Genomic DNA, 16,778 nt, shown 5'->3' with positions numbered 1-16,778 from the left:
GAAACATCATGGCTAAATCCAGCTCTCTACGTAAAAGCATTTATATTATTATCTTATTATTTATCGTATTAATGCTTGCGATCCTATTTGGTGCTTTTCGTACTTCCAGTATCGGCCCTAATTTAGATAAACCACTGACTTCAGAAGAAGTCGCCAAATTACTGCCAAGAGGGCAAGAATTGGCCACCGCTGGAGATTGCTTTGGTTGCCACTCATTACCTGAAGGGCCATTGGCTGCGGGCGGGCGCGCTATCGGAACCCCTTTCGGCACCATTTACTCCACAAATATAACGCCTGATAAGCAATTTGGTATCGGTAACTATACCCGTGCTGATTTCCATCGTGCTTTGAAAGACGGAATTGGCAAAGAAAGAGGTAATCTCTACCCTGCCATGCCGTTTGTATTTACCCATATGACGACATCGGATGATATTGATGCCCTGTATGCTTATGTGATGTCACTTCCGCCAATCAATGTGCCAAACAAAGAAAATACAGGTGTATTTGTCCTACCCGTTCGCCCATTTATGAACTTCTGGACTTTGCTCAATTTCCCTAAACAAAATGCGCCTCATGACCCACAACGTTCTGCCGAGTGGAACCGAGGTGCTTATATTGTTGAAGGTCTAGCGCACTGCGGCGCTTGTCACTCACCACGTAACTTAATGATGGGTGTCGAGTTTTCACGGTCACTTCAAGGGGGGGAAGAAGCCGGCTTAGCGATCCCTGATATCACGGCCGAAGCGCTTTCCAAACATGGATACGATACCGCCTCCTTGAGCCAGTTTTTACTTACAGGTAATGCCCCGCAAGGCTCTGCATTTGCAGATATGAGCACAGTGACTCATTTTTCGACTAGTCAGATGAAAAAAAGCGATGTCGATGACATGGCGATTTATTTAATGACGGATAAACAAGGAAAAATACTTGGCGCCAAAGCTTCCCCTGCTCCATTGCCAGAGGCAAACTCATCAGAAGTGGGTGATGTCAGTCAAATCATGGAAACTGGCCGCTTAATGTATATGTCTACCTGCGCAGGCTGCCACGGGATCACCGGAGAAGGTGTACCTAATGGCATTCCAGCGTTAAAAGGTAACGCCATCTTAGCAATGGACAGCCCTGAAACCTTTATCAGTGTAGTGTTAACGGGTATTCCAACCACCACTTTCCCAAATGGGCAACGTATGTATGCGATGCCAAGTTTTGCTGATGATTTAACGCCACAAGAAATGGCAGATTTAATATCATGGGCGCGCGCCGAATGGGGGGGACAAGGTAAACCCGTCACCGCCGAACAAGTTGAGAAACTGAAAAAAGCGGCGCAGTAATCATTCGTCGCTTCTCTTCAAATAACTTATTTATTGAAGGGAAGCGACATTATTATTTTCATTGATACATTCAAGTGAAATATATCAACGCACCCCACATTAAATAAGAATTTCAAATTAAAGATATTCGCTTATTTCTATTAAAAGAAAACCAATATATAAACTGGGTTTCCTCTCACTTCGCCTGACTCAAACATTCACGCAATCCATTAGTATTTTCCAATATTAACCTTCATTAATAAGTACTTACTAAATACCTAACAAAAATTTCCCTTAGCACATACAGTCACAATTCAAATTAATAACCTATGTTATAGTTAATATACAAATAATAACATTAGATTATCATTTATTGTGATTAGCAATGTGAAAGGAAAATATATGCAACTAAATATCAATGGAAGATGGATTGAACTAAGCAATATTTCTCCATCAACACCACTTCTTTACGTATTACGTAATGATTTAAAACTCAATAGCCCTAAATATGGCTGCGGTTTAGGCGAATGTGGCGCTTGTAGTGTACTTATCGATGGCAAAGTCGTTCGCTCGTGTTCAACACCGGTATCAACAGTAGAAAATAGAAAAATTACCACGCTTGAAGGCATTAGTGATAGCGAGACACTCCATCCTGTGCAACAAGGATTTATTGATGAGCAAGCAGCACAATGTGGTTATTGTACGAATGGCATGATAATGACATTGGTTGCTCTGTTTAAACGTACCCCTAATGCAAGTGAAGAAGAGATAAAAAAAGAACTCGCTTTTAATTTATGCCGTTGTGGAACCCATGTAGAAATATTAAAAGCAGCTAAAAAAGCTAAAATGATCATCGCACAAGGTGGTAAAGCATGAGCATTTTAGATATCACTCGACGCCGTTTGCTGCAAGCTGGTGGGCTCATCGTTGTCAGTAACATGTTGCCTTCCATTTCATTTGCAGCAGAAAAGATACCAAACAAAAATGCGGCTATTCCTCTTAATTATGTCGATAGTTTTATTGCTCTTGCCGCTGATGGTTCGGTGACTGCATTTAATGGTCACGTGGATTTAGGTACAGGAATTCGTACCTCACTTGCACAAATTGTCGCTGATGAAATTGGTGTCTCTTTTGAATCAGTAACAATGATACTTGGGGATCCACAAAGTACACCGGATCAAGGGCCGACTATCGCCAGTGCGACCATTCAGGTCACGTCTATCCCCTTACGCCATGCTGCTGCTCAAGTTCGCATGCAGCTAACATCTCTTGCTGCCAAAGCGTTAAATGTGCCAATGGAAGCCGTTCGAGCACAGCATGGATATGTTTTTGTCACCGCCCAACCTGAACGCCGTTTGAGTTATGCGCAATTGGCAAAAGGACAAGATCTCCATTTTGAATTAGATGAAAACGTAACTTTAAGACTCGCTTCTGAAGCTATTTATGTCGGAAAGCCGATTCAACGCGTAGATATTCGTGCAAAAGTAACGGGTGAGTTGACTTGGGTACATGATATGCGAGTACCTGATATGTTACATGGAAGAGTTATTCGTCCTCCTTATTCAGGTGCAGACAGTAGCGCACCGCTTGGAAATAGTTTGCTTTCGATTGATGAAAGTTCTATTGCTCACCTAAAAGGCATTGTAAAAATTGTACGCATTAATGACTTTGTTGGTGTCGTTGCCGAACGTGAAGAACAAGCGATAGACGCTATGCGTCAGTTAAAAATTCAATGGAAAGAATGGCAAGGATTACCCGATTTAACCCTCGATAAGCTTCATGACACCCTTGATGCATTACCCAGTCAAGATAGAGTATTACGAGATGATGACGGTGTTGACAGCGCCTTAGCCAATTTACATAAAACTGTGAATGCAGACTATGTTTGGCCATACCATTTACACGCATCAATTGGGCCATCTTGCGCTATCGCAGATGTCCGCGACGATAAAGTCGATGTCTGGTCAGGCACACAAAACCCTCATGACCTGCGAAAAGATTTAGCACTACAACTCGATAGAGACCTATATCAAATACACATTCATCGCATGGAAGCATCAGGGTGCTATGGTCGTAACTGTGCTGATGACGTGGCAGCCGATGCCGTTTTACTGTCTCAAGCGACAGGACGACCTGTGCGAGTGCAATTAATGCGAGAACAAGAAGCGGGTTGGGAGCCAAAAGGCACCGGCCAATTGATTAAAATTCGAGGGGGAATTGATCAAAATAATGATGTCAGCGCTTACGAACTCAGTACTCGTTATCCATCAAATAACGCCGCTACTTTATCGTTGATTTTAACTGGGAAAAAAGAAAATAAACCGGATATTCAACAGATGGGAGACCGCACGGCTATCCCTCAATATCGATACCCACATATGCGCGTTATCGCTAAAGATACCGCGCCTGTTGTTAGGGCATCATGGATGCGCGGAGTTTCAGCACTTCCAAATGTATTTGCTCATGAATCTTGGATTGATGAAGTTGCTTATTTAGCACAGCAAGATCCTATAGCATACCGCTTAAAATATTTAGATGATCCTCGAGCTATCGCTTTAATTAGTGCCGTGAAAAAACAGGCGAATTGGGTTGATGGGCCGATGCATCAAAAACCATCCCCTGTCACCGAAGAAATTGTGAGTGGTCGAGGGTTTGCCTGGGCGCGTTATTTCCACAGTAAATTTCCGGGTTTTGGTGCTGCATGGGCAGCTTGGGTCTGCGACTTAACTGTTAATCGCCGAACAGGACAAGTGCTTATCAAAAAAGTCTATGTCGCCCATGATTGTGGCCAAATGGTTAACCCAGATGGCGTTAAACACCAAGTCCATGGAAACATTATTCAATCCTGTAGCCGGGTATTAAAAGAGTTTGCCACCTTTGATAAATCAGGCACAACCTCCCTTGAATGGGGCGGATACCCTATTCTACGTTTCGATGAGTTACCCGAAATTGATATTCAATTAATGGAATATCCCAATGAACCCCCTATGGGAGCGGGCGAATCTGCATCAGTACCAAGCGCTGCCGCGGTAGCAAATGCGCTATTTGATGCATTAGGTGTGCGTATGCGAGAAGTTCCATTTACCCCTGAACGTATTCTGCGAGCAGTAGGTATGGCAGCCAAGAACCAAGGAGTGGCTCATGAGTAAGGCAAAAAAAATATTTGGCTACAGTGCGCTTGCTATCGTTATTGTTGCGGTGGGGGGACTCGCGCTGAGTTGGCAATCTGCCATTGAGCCATTACACACTAATTCGACACAAAGTTTTACTGACGCTCAAATTGCCCGTGGTGAAAAATTAGCGGCACTAGGCGATTGTGCCGTTTGCCATACGCGGCCTGGCGGTGAAACAAATACCGGGGGCTTTGCGATGGAGATCCCCTTCGGCACGATTTACACCACAAATATAACACCTGATATAGAAACAGGCATTGGCAGCTGGTCATATGAAGCGTTTGAACGGGCTATGCGTTATGGTGTTGATCGTGAGGGGAATTATTTATACCCTGCGTTCCCTTACACGGCTTTTACTCATACTTCCGATGATGATTTATATGACCTCTATGCATGGTTAATGAGCCAAAAACCCGTTCGTTATCAACCACCAAAGACATCGTTAAACTTTCCCTTTAATATTCGCCAAGGAATTTGGGCATGGAATCAGCTGTATTTAACCGCAGGGCCAATAAAACCAAACAGTTCACAAACTGATGAATGGAACCGAGGTGCATACCTTACCGAAGGGCTCGGCCATTGCAGCGCTTGCCACTCCCCTCGTGATATATTATTTGGTGAAAAAGGCGGAGATAGCCACTTGATGGGTGGAGATGCTGAAGGATGGAGTGCACCAGCGCTGCGAGGTGACCAAGCCTCACCTGTTGCTTGGAGCCATCAGGATATGGCGGAGTTTTTGCGTACGGGATTCTCGGCTAACCACGGCGTCGCAGCAGGCCCAATGGCACCAGTCATCAGAGAAGGAACCTCTCAACTAACCGAAGAAGATAGACAAGCTATTGCAACTTATTTGACTTCTGAAGTTGAGCATCCGCAGGTCACATCGCAAGCCGTAACAATCGTACAGCAAACAGAAGATAAAATTGAACCTCTCTCTTCTGAAGGGGCAAGGTTGTATTCAGGGGCCTGTATGGCATGCCATGCCCAAACGAAAGGTGCGCAAATGTCAGGTGTACGACCCGCTTTAGCCTTAAATACGAATCTTTATGCAGATACCCCAGATAATGCCATTCGCGTTGTATTAAATGGAATTGAGTATGAGGCAACAGAAGGGCTCGGCAGCATGCCTGCTTTTCGTCATAATTTAAGTGATCAGCAAATAGCAGTACTCTTAAATTATCTAAGAACAACGTTTACTGACAAGTCACCATGGCCTGATTTGGAACAACAAGTTAGCCAGCTACGCGCGGAAACAGCAGCTAAATAATCCGTTCATCTTTAGCGTAAATAGCGGTCATATCTATGACTGTTATTTACGCTATTTATATCTACTCAAGAAAATGAGATATTCCATCTCAAAAAAGAAATAACTAAAAGCACGACTTATTATTTTCTGTAATGCCTAAATAACTCTCAAACTAAGCAGATATCTACCAATTATTATTTAGTGGTTATCGTGAACCTATTTTCTAGATGAGGAAAAAACATACACTCTACTTAACAATATTTCAGACTATTAATGACCAAACACGCATTGTCCCTGTGATAATCACGTCATACTATAGAGAATTGCATGGCTAACACGTTTGCCTACTCTCATTTGTTGCGATTTGTGGTATTTTAGTCTCTGAAAATAATCGTCAAATACACTCACAGAATTTAGTTAACTCAATACGTTAAAACAGACAATACTATGACTGATAAGCAAAGTTTCGAATCCCATACACCAATGATGCAGCAGTATCTAAAACTAAAAGCACAACATTCAGACATACTGCTGTTTTATCGCATGGGTGACTTCTACGAACTGTTTTTTGATGACGCTAAAAAAGCCTCTCAATTATTGGATATTTCCCTCACTAAGCGGGGGCAATCTGCAGGGCAACTGATCCCTATGGCCGGTGTTCCCCACCATGCTGCCGAGGGTTACTTAGCCAAATTAGTACAAATGGGGGAATCCGTCGCCATTTGTGAGCAAATTGGCGACCCAGCCACCAGCAAAGGGCCGGTTGAGCGCCAAGTAGTACGTATTGTCACCCCGGGAACTATCACCGATGAAGCGCTATTAAATGAAAGGCAAGACAACCTGTTAGCCGCAGTATGGCAAGACCAACAAGGCTTTGGTTTCGCAACGTTAGATATCACCTCAGGGCGTTTTATTATTAGTGAAATCGCCGATGAAGAAGCACTGCAAGCTGAGCTGCAACGCACCCGCCCGGCTGAACTTCTGTATCCAGAAGACTTCGCCAGTATGGCATTAATTGAACACAATAAAGGCTTGCGCCGCCGCCCATTGTGGGAATATGAGCTTGATACGGCAAAACAACAGCTCGGTTTACAGTTTGGTACGAAAGATTTAATCGGCTTTGGGGTTGAAGATGCCCATAAAGCGCTCAGAGCTGCGGGTTGCTTATTACAATATGTGAAAGACACACAACGCACGTCACTGCCCCATATTCGCAGCATTGTGATGGAAAAACAAAATGATAATGTCATTTTAGATGCAGCAACTCGTCGCAATTTAGAGATCACCCAAAACCTTGCAGGTGGCACAGAAAACACACTCGCCGCCATTTTAGATAGGTGTGTGACTCCGATGGGTAGCCGTATGCTAAAACGTTGGTTACATACCCCATTACGTAACATTCAAATATTAAATAACCGCCAACAAGCTATCAGTGCACTGCAAGAATGCGGCTTTGAATTACAACCATTTTTACGTCAAATCGGCGATTTAGAACGGGTATTAGCGCGCTTAGCGCTGCGTTCCGCTCGCCCACGTGACTTAACCCGTATGCGTTACGCATTCCAGCAATACCAAGATATTCATCAAATACTGAGCCAATCGAGTAGTTCGTATTTACAAGCCCTTCAAAATCGTATTGGCCAGTTTGATGAGCTACAAGACTTACTTGAAAAAGCCATTATTGATGCACCACCCGTGTTGGTACGTGATGGCGGTGTTATCGCCCCAGGTTATAATAGTGAGCTTGATGAATGGCGCGCCCTTGCTGATGGAGCAACTGACTACCTCGATAGGCTCGAAATACGCGAAAGAGAAAAATTGGGGATCGATACCCTAAAAGTTGGTTATAACGCTGTTCATGGCTACTATATTCAAGTTAGCCGAGGCCAAAGCCATTTAACACCTATCCATTACGTCCGTCGCCAAACGTTAAAAAATGCGGAACGCTATATCATTCCTGAACTCAAAGAGTATGAAGATAAGGTATTGACATCAAAAGGAAAAGCGTTAGCCATTGAAAAAGCACTGTATGATGAGTTATTTGACATACTATTACCTCATCTTGCTGCGCTGCAAACCAGTGCCGAAGCTCTCGCTGAGTTAGATGTCCTAGCCAACCTAGCTGAAAGAGCACAAACTCTAGGTTATGCTTGTCCACAACTCACTGAAAAACCAGGTATCCAAATTACTGAAGGTCGCCACCCTGTGGTTGAACAAGTACTCAGTGAGCCGTTTATCTCCAATCCGTTATCACTATCGCCACAACGTCGTTTATTGATCATCACAGGTCCAAATATGGGCGGTAAAAGTACCTATATGCGCCAAACAGCATTGATTACCCTGTTAGCGTACATCGGTAGTTTTGTCCCTGCAAGCAAAGCGGTGATAGGCCCAATCGACCGTATTTTTACCCGCGTCGGTGCCTCTGACGACCTTGCATCTGGCCGTTCAACCTTCATGGTCGAAATGACAGAAACCGCGAATATTCTTCATAATGCAACAGAACATAGCTTAGTACTGATGGATGAAATTGGTCGCGGTACTTCAACCTATGATGGTCTTTCCCTTGCTTGGGCTTGCGCCGAAAACTTAGTTAATAAAATCAAGGCAATGACGTTATTTGCAACGCATTATTTTGAATTAACAACACTACCTGAAAAACTCGAAGGTGCGGTCAATATTCACCTAGATGCTATTGAGCACGGTGATACCATTGCCTTTATGCATAATGTTCAAGATGGCGCCGCCAGCAAAAGCTATGGCCTTGCTGTCGCTTCTCTTGCGGGTGTACCAAAAGATGTGATTAAACGGGCAAAACAAAAGCTTAAAGAACTCGAAGTTATCTCAAACAATGCCAATGCAAGTCATGTAGATAGCGCCCAGCTTAGTTTTTTAACCACAGAAGATGCTGAACCCTCACCCGTACTCAGCGCATTGGAAGGGATTGACCCAGATAAGCTCACCCCCCGCCAAGCTCTAGATTGGATTTATCGGTTAAAAGATATGGATAACTAAGATGGATGAGTATACACAATTACTCGCACCAATCAGGCAGTTTTTGCAATGTGAAACGCCTGATTTGTGGGTAGAAAAAGCCAGTTTGCCTGAGAACTTGCCCATTATTTTAAAAGATCATCTGTTATGTGAATTAAAAGCCGCGCAAAGTGCGATGTTTTTAATTCGCAAGTATGCTGTCGATAAAGAAAGTGCTGCAGTGCTACTTGAATGGTTTAAACCTTATGAATCATTTGCTTATGACAGGGTTGGTGACATCCATACATTAAGAAACAAAAATCAGGTTTCTAAACAAATATTGGCAAAAAAACAATCACCTTATAGCCAAGATTTAATTGATAAAATGGTCTTGCTGATCAAAGAAGAGCTTCATCATTTTTACCAAGTTTTAGAGATTATGCATGAACGTAATATTCCATATGATGGTATCACTGCAGGCCGTTATGCTAAAGGGTTGTTGAGCCATATCGACCCTCACGATCCAAAAACCTTAGTTGATAAACTAATTATTGGTGCTTATATCGAAGCGCGTTCTTGTGAGCGCTTTGCTAAACTAGCCCCATTTCTTGATGAACAGCTGGCAAATTTTTATATTTCGTTATTACGCTCAGAAGCTCGCCACTATCAAGATTATTTACACTTAGCGCAATTAATTAGCAAACAAGATATTACTGAGCGAGTTAATTATTTTGGTACTATTGAAGCAGAATTAATTTCGACACCTGATGATGATTTTAAATTTCATAGTGGACTCCCCATTAACTAAGTTCATTCTTTATTACTTATAAATAAAAGGCCCCTATAAACCTTAGCTTATAGGAGCCTTTAGCTATCTAATTAACACCTTACATATTAAATAGCGACTCTAGGGTCAACTCTTCACCATGTAAAATATCCTTTAATCGCTTTAAACCTTCAACTTGGATCTGGCGAACACGTTCTCTTGTTAACCCAATTTCACGGCCAACTTCTTCCAGAGTTTCAGCTTCATAGCCTAAAAGCCCAAAACGTCGTGCTAAAACCTCCCTCTGTTTTGGGTTCAATTCATATAACCACTTAACAATATTATCTTTTAAGTCATTATCTTGAATTGTATTTTCTGGACCTGAATCATTATCATCAGACAATACCTCAAGCAAAGATTTCTCTGAGTCCCCTGCAATTGGTGTATCAACAGATGTGATACGTTCATTTAAACGTAACATCCTACTGACATCTTCAACAGGTTTATCTAGCTGCTCAGCGATCTCTTCAGGGCTTGGCTCATGGTCCAACTTTTGGGCTAATTCACGTGCAGTACGAAGGTAAATATTGAGTTCTTTAACGATATGAATAGGAAGGCGAATAGTTCGAGTTTGGTTCATGATAGCGCGTTCGATCGTTTGACGGATCCACCACGTTGCATACGTTGAGAAGCGAAACCCTTTTTCAGGATCAAACTTTTCAACTGCGCGAATCAACCCAAGGTTCCCTTCTTCAATCAAATCGAGTAATGCAAGACCTCGATTATTATAACGACGTGATATTTTTACAACGAGACGGAGGTTGCTTTCTATCATACGCTGTCGTGATGCAATATCACCACGCAATGCACGTCTTGCATAGAAAACTTCTTCTTCTGCTGTAAGGAGTGGTGAGAACCCAATTTCACTAAGATAAATTTGAGTGGCATCCAGAACACGCTGATTTGTGTTCTGGAGTAAATCCATTTCGTCATCTAGCTCAGTAACCAGATCCTCTTCTTTAAACTGACTCTCGTCAAAAGTGTCATTTAAATTACTTTCATCGAGGTCATTATATAACTCGTTAACTTTCAGCGAACTTTGGCTCATCAGTGACTCCTACCCTAGATAATGCGGACAGAATGTCAAAGCACTCTGCCCAGTTTATCGTTGCGGCAAATAGCGCAACGGGTTTACTGATTTTCCCTTGTAACGAATTTCAAAGTGTAATCTAACTGAACTGGTTCCAGTACTACCCATAGTAGCTATTTTTTGACCTGCAGTGACGTCCTGCTGATCACGCACAAGCAATGTGTCATTGTGGGCATAAGCACTTAGGTAGTCATCGTTATGTTTTATAATTATTAGATTTCCGTATCCACGCAAAGCATTACCTGCGTAAACGACTTTTCCTGGCGCAGCAGCGAGCACAGCTTGACCACGAGAACCGGCTATGTCTACCCCTTTGTTCCCGCCTTGAGCGTCAGAGAAACCTTCAATCATTTTCCCATCAGCTGGCCAACGCCATTTTATTGACGAATTATTCGTGCTACTGACTGCGGTAGAAGCGGTTGTTGTCGAGGTTGTTGTTGTCGTTGAAACTTGCGTTGCAGGTTTCTTATTATTAGGCAACATTTTACCTGAGGTTTGACCACCACTATTTGCAGGATACTCATTAGTTGTTCGAAGATCAACCGCTTGCTGATGACTATTTGATGAATTTGCGGCTAATTGAGTGCTCGAGTTCACATTTGTGTTACCAATATTAATAACCTGTCCTACATTGAGGCTGTATGGTTCTGGAATATTGTTTCGCGATGCTAACTCACGGAAATCATTACCTGTTAAGTATGCAATATAGAATAACGTGTCACCACGCTGAACCGTATAACTATTGCCACTATAGCTACCTTTTGGAATACTGCCATAGTCGCGGTTATAGACAATCCGCCCTTCACCATTGGTTGTTACCGGTGCTGAGCTACGACTTACAGGTTGTGTATTTGAATTATTCGATATATTAGGACGAGACGACGGCATTGCCGTGCTCATACCCGTATTTGGTGACGAGGCCGGTGTCGTCCTTTGCACCGTTTGCTGGCGAGACTGACTATCATTCACACTCGAAATAGGTGCTGCTGTATGATACGGTGTAGAACAACCAGCCAATAGCGCTCCGCTAAATGAAAAGATGACGGCCCATCGAATTCTGCTTATAGGGCTAACAATTTTCATGCTTCTTCTCCCGTGAAGAAAAATCTGACGTGACAATTCAAAACAATGTCAGCAATAGAGTTATCATAAAATATTTCACTTATTAAAGCAGAAATACAAAATAGTGAACAAGTTAAATATATTAAAAATATAATAAATTGAGAGTATGACCTAACGCTTTAAGCTATTCTCTCAAATTCAGTTGGGTAAAGTATCATATTTGGAATGGTTTTACTGCTATTTGAGTTAATGAAACCTTTGCAATGATATTTTATTTAAATCCATTATAAAAATAGTCAGGCTTTTATTAAATATCATTGCAAGTAGATTAAAGAAGATCACCCGCGATCAATGGGACAAAACGAACTTTTTCGATAACATTAGTATGGTAATCATTACCTCGTCGGGTAATTAGCTTTAGTGCTTGTTCTTTATCACCGACAGGTAGAACCATTCGCCCACCATCTTTTAATTGCCCTAATAGTAGAGTTGGTATTTCTGTTGGTGCTGCAGTAACAATGATGGCATCAAAGGGGCCTTTTGATTGCCAACCTTCCCAACCATCACCATGACGAGTTGAAACATTGTGTAAATCAAGTTGCTTCAAGCGCCGTTTAGCCGCCCATTGCAAGCTCTTCACCCGCTCAACAGAAAAAACGTGCTTAACCAAGTGAGCCAATACTGCGGTTTGATACCCTGAACCAGTTCCTATCTCAAGAACGTGATCATCCGGTGCTAAAGCCAATAGCGCTGTCATTTTAGCAACAATATAGGGCTGTGAAATAGTTTGCCCATGACCAATAGGTAATGGGATATTGTCATAGGCTTTATGGGAGAGCGCTTCATCCACAAACCGTTCCCGAGGAACAAGTGAAATGGCATCTAATAGGCGCTCATCGTGAATTCCCTGTTGGCGTAATTGAGCCAAAAGTTCTTTCATGAGCCCTGTTTTCATTTTACTGACACTCCTGATTTTTCGAGCCACTCTTCCACTAGTGAGTGTGCTTTATAAGCGGTTAGGTCAACTTGTAATGGCGTAATTGAAACGTACCCATTTTGTACAGCCTCAAAATCCGTTCCCGGACTGGCATCACGGATCTCCCCAACTGGCCCTAGCCAATACAATGTATTCCCTTTTGGGTCCTCTAGGCTATACACCTCAGAAGCGGCATGACGACTGCCACAGCGAGTGACTTTGATACCTTTAATTTCTTCGTACGGGATATCTGGTACATTTATATTTAAGATATTCCCTGCACGCAATGGGTTCTTCTGTAAGAGCGCAAGAATATCGCATGTCACTTTCGCCGCACTTTCATAATGCGTTTCGCCATCTAACGATACCGCAATTGAAGGTAAACCTAAATGACGGCCTTCAGTTGCTGCTGCAACAGTACCTGAATAAATAACATCATCCCCTAAATTAGGGCCACAGTTAATACCAGAGACAACAATATCAGGACGTGGACGTACTACTTTATTAACTCCAATATAGACACAATCTGTTGGCGTTCCCTCTTGTACAGCAAGATCACCATTACTTAGCGTTTGAATTTTAAGTGGTTTATCTAATGTTAATGCATTAGAAGCCCCACTACGATTGCGATCAGGCGCAATCACCTGAACATGATAATATTGGCGTAGCGCTGCCGCGAGGGTTTGAATCCCGGACGCATTTACCCCATCGTCATTACTCAATAAAATCTTTAGCATCGACATTATCCTGCCCATTTTGATTAATAATTTCTCTCACAACACTGGTTGCAAAACAACCTGAGTTTAAGAAAAAATTCAGTTTTACCGTCGAGTCGTCCAACCATTCCCACTGTAAGTTTTTAGGTTTAGTTATCACCGCTCGTCTAGCTGGAGAAACTCGTTCACGCTGCATTAAAGAGATAAAGGGTTGATAATCCGCTAAACACTGAGTTTCAAATGCCAGTGCTTCATCCTGAGTTCCCAACTCCCCATCACCCGGTAATGGCGCGGTAATGCTTAATTCGTTGGACTCTAGGCGAGGTTGCAATGTAGCAAACTCATCTTGTGTCGCGACAAACCAACTTCCTCTACCGGTTAATTGCAATGCGTCTCCCAACATCACGTGTTGAGCGGTATTATTTGCAATACGTTCGCTTGCCACATGGTTAAACATTGCACTACGAGCAGCTGAAAGATAGAAGCTACGCTTGTTGCGTTCACGTACGTTGGTTTCTTGGTTTGCCCAACGTAACGCTTGCGTTAAATTTTGTCCATCACGCCCAAAACGTTGTTCACCAAAGTAATTAGGCACCCCTGTTAATGCAACTTTCTGTAAACGCTGTTCAACATCTTTTGCATCCGAAATATCACGCAACGTTATTTCAAACTGGTTTCCTTTCAAGGAACCAATACGTAATTTGCGTTTTTGCCGAGTAACAGCCAGTATTCGGCAGCCTTCGAGTTGCCAAGTCGAAAAAACAGGTGTTTCTTTACCCGGCATTTGCAGGCAAAACCACTGCTCTGTCACTGCATGCCTATCTTTTAAACCTGCGTAACTGACAGCTCTCGCTGAAATTTTAGCAAATTTTGCTAGTTGTTCAGCAACAAACACGGTATTACAGCCTGTTTTTTCCACACGAACCATAACATGTTCGCCTTCGCCATCTAGCTCAAAGCCTAAATCTTCTTTGACGATAAAATCTTCAGGGACACTTTTTAACGTGCCAGAAGATAATGGCTTACCATGCAGGTACTGAACATTCATTACTTTCATTACTATTATCTTTTATTAAAAGAACAACCGCAGCACAGGCAATGCCTTCTTTACGCCCCACAAAACCGAGTTGCTCTGTTGTGGTCGCTTTCGCATTCACATCATCCATGTGGCACTCAAGATCTTCGGCAATATTCACACGCATCTGAGCGATATGAGGCAACATTTTTGGCGCCTGAGCCATGATAGTAATATCAATGTTACCAATGCGATACCCTTTGGCGCGCACATGGCAAAATGCGTCTCTCAATAAGACTCGGCTATCCGCCCCTTTATATGCAGGGTCCGTATCAGGGAATAATTTACCAATATCCCCCAGTGCAGCAGCGCCGAGAATTGCATCGGTTAACGCGTGTAAGACCACATCACCGTCAGAATGCGCGAGCAAACCTTGTTCATAAGGGATACGCACGCCACCAATGATGATAGGGCCTTCGCCACCAAATTTGTGTACGTCAAAACCGTGTCCGATTCTCATTTTTTTTCCTTAGTTGTTCATTCTTGAAAGATAAAATTCCGCTAAAGTGAGGTCTTCTGGGCGCGTCACTTTTAAATTATCAGCGCGGCCAGCAACTAACACAGGTTGGTGGCCGCAATATTCTAGCGCAGAAGCTTCATCGGTGATCACTGCGTTTTCTTTCAAGGCTTTACTTAGACAATCCCGTAATAATATTAACGGAAAAAATTGTGGTGTAAGGGCATGCCATAACGCTTCACGTTCAACGGTATGGTCAATTAATTGGTTGGCTGTTGAACTACGTTTCATGGTATCACGCACTGGGGCAGCGAGGATCCCACCACAACAATTTTGTTCCGCTGCTAATTGAATAATTTCATTTAAATCTGATTGATGAAGGCAGGGACGCGCTGCATCGTGCACTAATACCCAGCAATCTGAAAATTGGGGATTAGCAATTAAAAAATCCAGTCCCGCTAATACTGAATCGGCGCGTTCTTTGCCACCAATAACCGTCGTCACTCGAGGGTCATTAGAAATTTCAAGTTGTTGAAAATAATCATCTTCCGCACTCAACGCAACCACAATTTCTTGCACTTTATCATTTTCTAGCAATGCGCTGATGGTGTGCTCAATGATTGTTTTACCTGCAACCTGCAAGTATTGTTTTGGGCACTCTGCATTCATACGGCTACCTACCCCAGCAGCAGGAATCAGTGCAACAATTCGCGGAAGATTATTTTGTGGGGCATGATTTGGATTTGTCATTGTTGAATTCTTACATCAGAAATTATCAGGCTAATGGGTATACTATTTTGACATCATATTATTGTGTCTATTTCTGGTTATTACTTTCTTTAACCATTCGATAAAATGACTCTCCAGGTTTGATCATCCCAAGCTCTGTTCGGGCTCGTTCTTCAATCGCATCTTGGCCATCATTTAAGTCGTTGATTTCAGCGAATAGCTGTTCATTACGCATTTTTAAGCGCGAATTTACAATTTCCTGAGCGGCGACATCATCTTTGACTTGTACGTAGTCATGTATGCCATTTTTACCTAACCATAAGGAATACTGTAACCAAGCTAATATCGCAATTAATAGTAGCGTTAATTTACCCATCTTGCCCCCTGAAATGATTTGCTAATCATCCCATAACTCAACGATTGACGCTACTGTGATACTAAAATTGTGCTAAAAAGTCAGATTAAGTCGGGTTTGAATACGCAAAATACCGCCTTATTTTACCATCAGATAAAATAAAGGAGGTATTTAAGCTGTATTAATAATCTAGCTGAATGACATGATTGCGCAATAAAAGCGCAATGATTTGGGAAAGGGAATCCGAAATGGGTTGTTGTCCATCCAGATGCAGCTCAGGGTTTTGAGGTATTTCATAAGGGGAATCAATCCCCGTGAATTGTTTTATTTTTCCTTCCCGTGCTTGTTGATATAACCCCTTGGGGTCTCGCTGTTCACAAATACTTACGGGGGTATCCACGTACAACTCAAAAAATTGCTCAGGTTCAAATAAATCACGAACTTTTTGTCTATCCGCTTGGAAAGGCGAAATAAATGCGGTCGCAACAATTAACCCTGCATCAACCATTAACTTCGCCACCTCCCCCACTCGACGAATATTCTCTTGCCTATCGGCCTCATTAAACCCTAAATCACGGCATAAACCATGGCGAATATTATCGCCATCCAATAAATAGGTTTTCATTCCCATGGACGTCAATTGGTGCTCTATTGCCCCTGCTAATGTCGATTTCCCAGAACCTGATAACCCGGTGAACCACAACACAGCACCTTTATGGCCATTATTACTTTCACGTAATTGGCGAGTTACTTGATGTTGGTGCCAAACAATATGGTTTTCTTTTGTCATCCG

15 protein-coding genes are annotated in these 16,778 nt (G+C 42.6%); 6 read left to right on the top strand and 9 right to left on the bottom strand.

Annotated elements, in window-relative coordinates:
* The first annotated feature begins 8 nt into the window (after positions 1-8).
* From ACU696_RS06935 to miaE, 6 genes are all read left to right on the top strand, one after another.
* Positions 9-1,328 carry a cytochrome c gene (locus ACU696_RS06935; RefSeq protein ID WP_231136630.1) on the top strand — a complete coding sequence of 440 codons (1,320 nt, stop codon included), beginning with the start codon at positions 9-11 and terminating at the stop codon, positions 1,326-1,328.
* A 381-nt stretch (positions 1,329-1,709) separates the two neighbouring features.
* Positions 1,710-2,183 (top strand): (2Fe-2S)-binding protein, encoded by a 474-nt coding sequence (locus ACU696_RS06930; RefSeq protein ID WP_109912014.1) that lies wholly within the window; start codon positions 1,710-1,712, stop codon positions 2,181-2,183.
* Positions 2,180-4,456, top strand: a complete 2,277-nt coding sequence (locus ACU696_RS06925) for a xanthine dehydrogenase family protein molybdopterin-binding subunit (protein WP_196719921.1) — start codon at positions 2,180-2,182, stop codon at positions 4,454-4,456. The genes ACU696_RS06930 and ACU696_RS06925 overlap by 4 nt, the downstream gene beginning before the upstream one ends.
* Positions 4,449-5,747: a c-type cytochrome gene (locus ACU696_RS06920; RefSeq protein ID WP_198634966.1), complete on the top strand. Its 1,299-nt coding sequence runs from the start codon at positions 4,449-4,451 to the stop codon at positions 5,745-5,747. The genes ACU696_RS06925 and ACU696_RS06920 overlap by 8 nt, the downstream gene beginning before the upstream one ends.
* 426 nt (positions 5,748-6,173) lie before the next feature.
* Positions 6,174-8,741 carry a DNA mismatch repair protein MutS gene (gene mutS, locus ACU696_RS06915; RefSeq protein ID WP_447343052.1) on the top strand — a complete coding sequence of 856 codons (2,568 nt, stop codon included), beginning with the start codon at positions 6,174-6,176 and terminating at the stop codon, positions 8,739-8,741.
* A 1-nt stretch (position 8,742) separates the two neighbouring features.
* Positions 8,743-9,507 carry a tRNA isopentenyl-2-thiomethyl-A-37 hydroxylase MiaE gene (gene miaE, locus ACU696_RS06910; RefSeq protein ID WP_117162675.1) on the top strand — a complete coding sequence of 255 codons (765 nt, stop codon included), beginning with the start codon at positions 8,743-8,745 and terminating at the stop codon, positions 9,505-9,507.
* Between the two features lie 79 nt (positions 9,508-9,586).
* Here the strand turns inward: miaE and rpoS are convergent, their stop codons facing one another.
* From rpoS to cysC, 9 genes are all read right to left on the bottom strand, one after another.
* Positions 9,587-10,573 (bottom strand): RNA polymerase sigma factor RpoS, encoded by a 987-nt coding sequence (gene rpoS, locus ACU696_RS06905; protein ID WP_102140104.1) that lies wholly within the window; start codon positions 10,571-10,573, stop codon positions 9,587-9,589.
* A 54-nt stretch (positions 10,574-10,627) separates the two neighbouring features.
* Positions 10,628-11,698 carry a murein hydrolase activator NlpD gene (gene nlpD / locus ACU696_RS06900; protein WP_109912008.1) on the bottom strand — a complete coding sequence of 357 codons (1,071 nt, stop codon included), beginning with the start codon at positions 11,696-11,698 and terminating at the stop codon, positions 10,628-10,630.
* Between the two features lie 307 nt (positions 11,699-12,005).
* Positions 12,006-12,632, bottom strand: coding sequence for a protein-L-isoaspartate(D-aspartate) O-methyltransferase (locus ACU696_RS06895; protein WP_004913875.1), 627 nt, complete (start codon positions 12,630-12,632; stop codon positions 12,006-12,008).
* Positions 12,629-13,390, bottom strand: a complete 762-nt coding sequence (surE, locus tag ACU696_RS06890) for a 5'/3'-nucleotidase SurE (protein WP_164528485.1) — start codon at positions 13,388-13,390, stop codon at positions 12,629-12,631. The genes ACU696_RS06895 and surE overlap by 4 nt, the downstream gene beginning before the upstream one ends.
* Positions 13,368-14,426 (bottom strand): tRNA pseudouridine(13) synthase TruD, encoded by a 1,059-nt coding sequence (truD, locus tag ACU696_RS06885; protein WP_109912006.1) that lies wholly within the window; start codon positions 14,424-14,426, stop codon positions 13,368-13,370. The genes surE and truD overlap by 23 nt, the downstream gene beginning before the upstream one ends.
* Entirely contained in the window at positions 14,392-14,904 is a 513-nt protein-coding gene (ispF, locus tag ACU696_RS06880; RefSeq protein WP_004260732.1) for a 2-C-methyl-D-erythritol 2,4-cyclodiphosphate synthase, read from the bottom strand. The genes truD and ispF overlap by 35 nt, the downstream gene beginning before the upstream one ends.
* Positions 14,905-14,913: 9 nt before the next feature.
* A complete protein-coding gene (gene ispD, locus ACU696_RS06875) occupies positions 14,914-15,651 on the bottom strand; it encodes a 2-C-methyl-D-erythritol 4-phosphate cytidylyltransferase (protein ID WP_004913881.1) in 738 nt (245 codons plus the stop codon).
* A gap of 67 nt (positions 15,652-15,718) precedes the next feature.
* On the bottom strand, positions 15,719-16,006 hold the full coding sequence (ftsB, locus tag ACU696_RS06870) for a cell division protein FtsB (RefSeq protein WP_004260736.1): 288 nt from the start codon (positions 16,004-16,006) through the stop codon (positions 15,719-15,721).
* 160 nt (positions 16,007-16,166) lie between these two features.
* Positions 16,167-16,775: an adenylyl-sulfate kinase gene (gene cysC, locus ACU696_RS06865; RefSeq protein WP_109912005.1), complete on the bottom strand. Its 609-nt coding sequence runs from the start codon at positions 16,773-16,775 to the stop codon at positions 16,167-16,169.
* Positions 16,776-16,778: the final 3 nt, after the last annotated feature.

Source organism: Providencia sp. PROV_01 (assembly GCF_053098325.1).
Note: the sequence above shows the minus strand (reverse complement) of the source record. Positions and strands in the feature narration are given on the sequence as shown.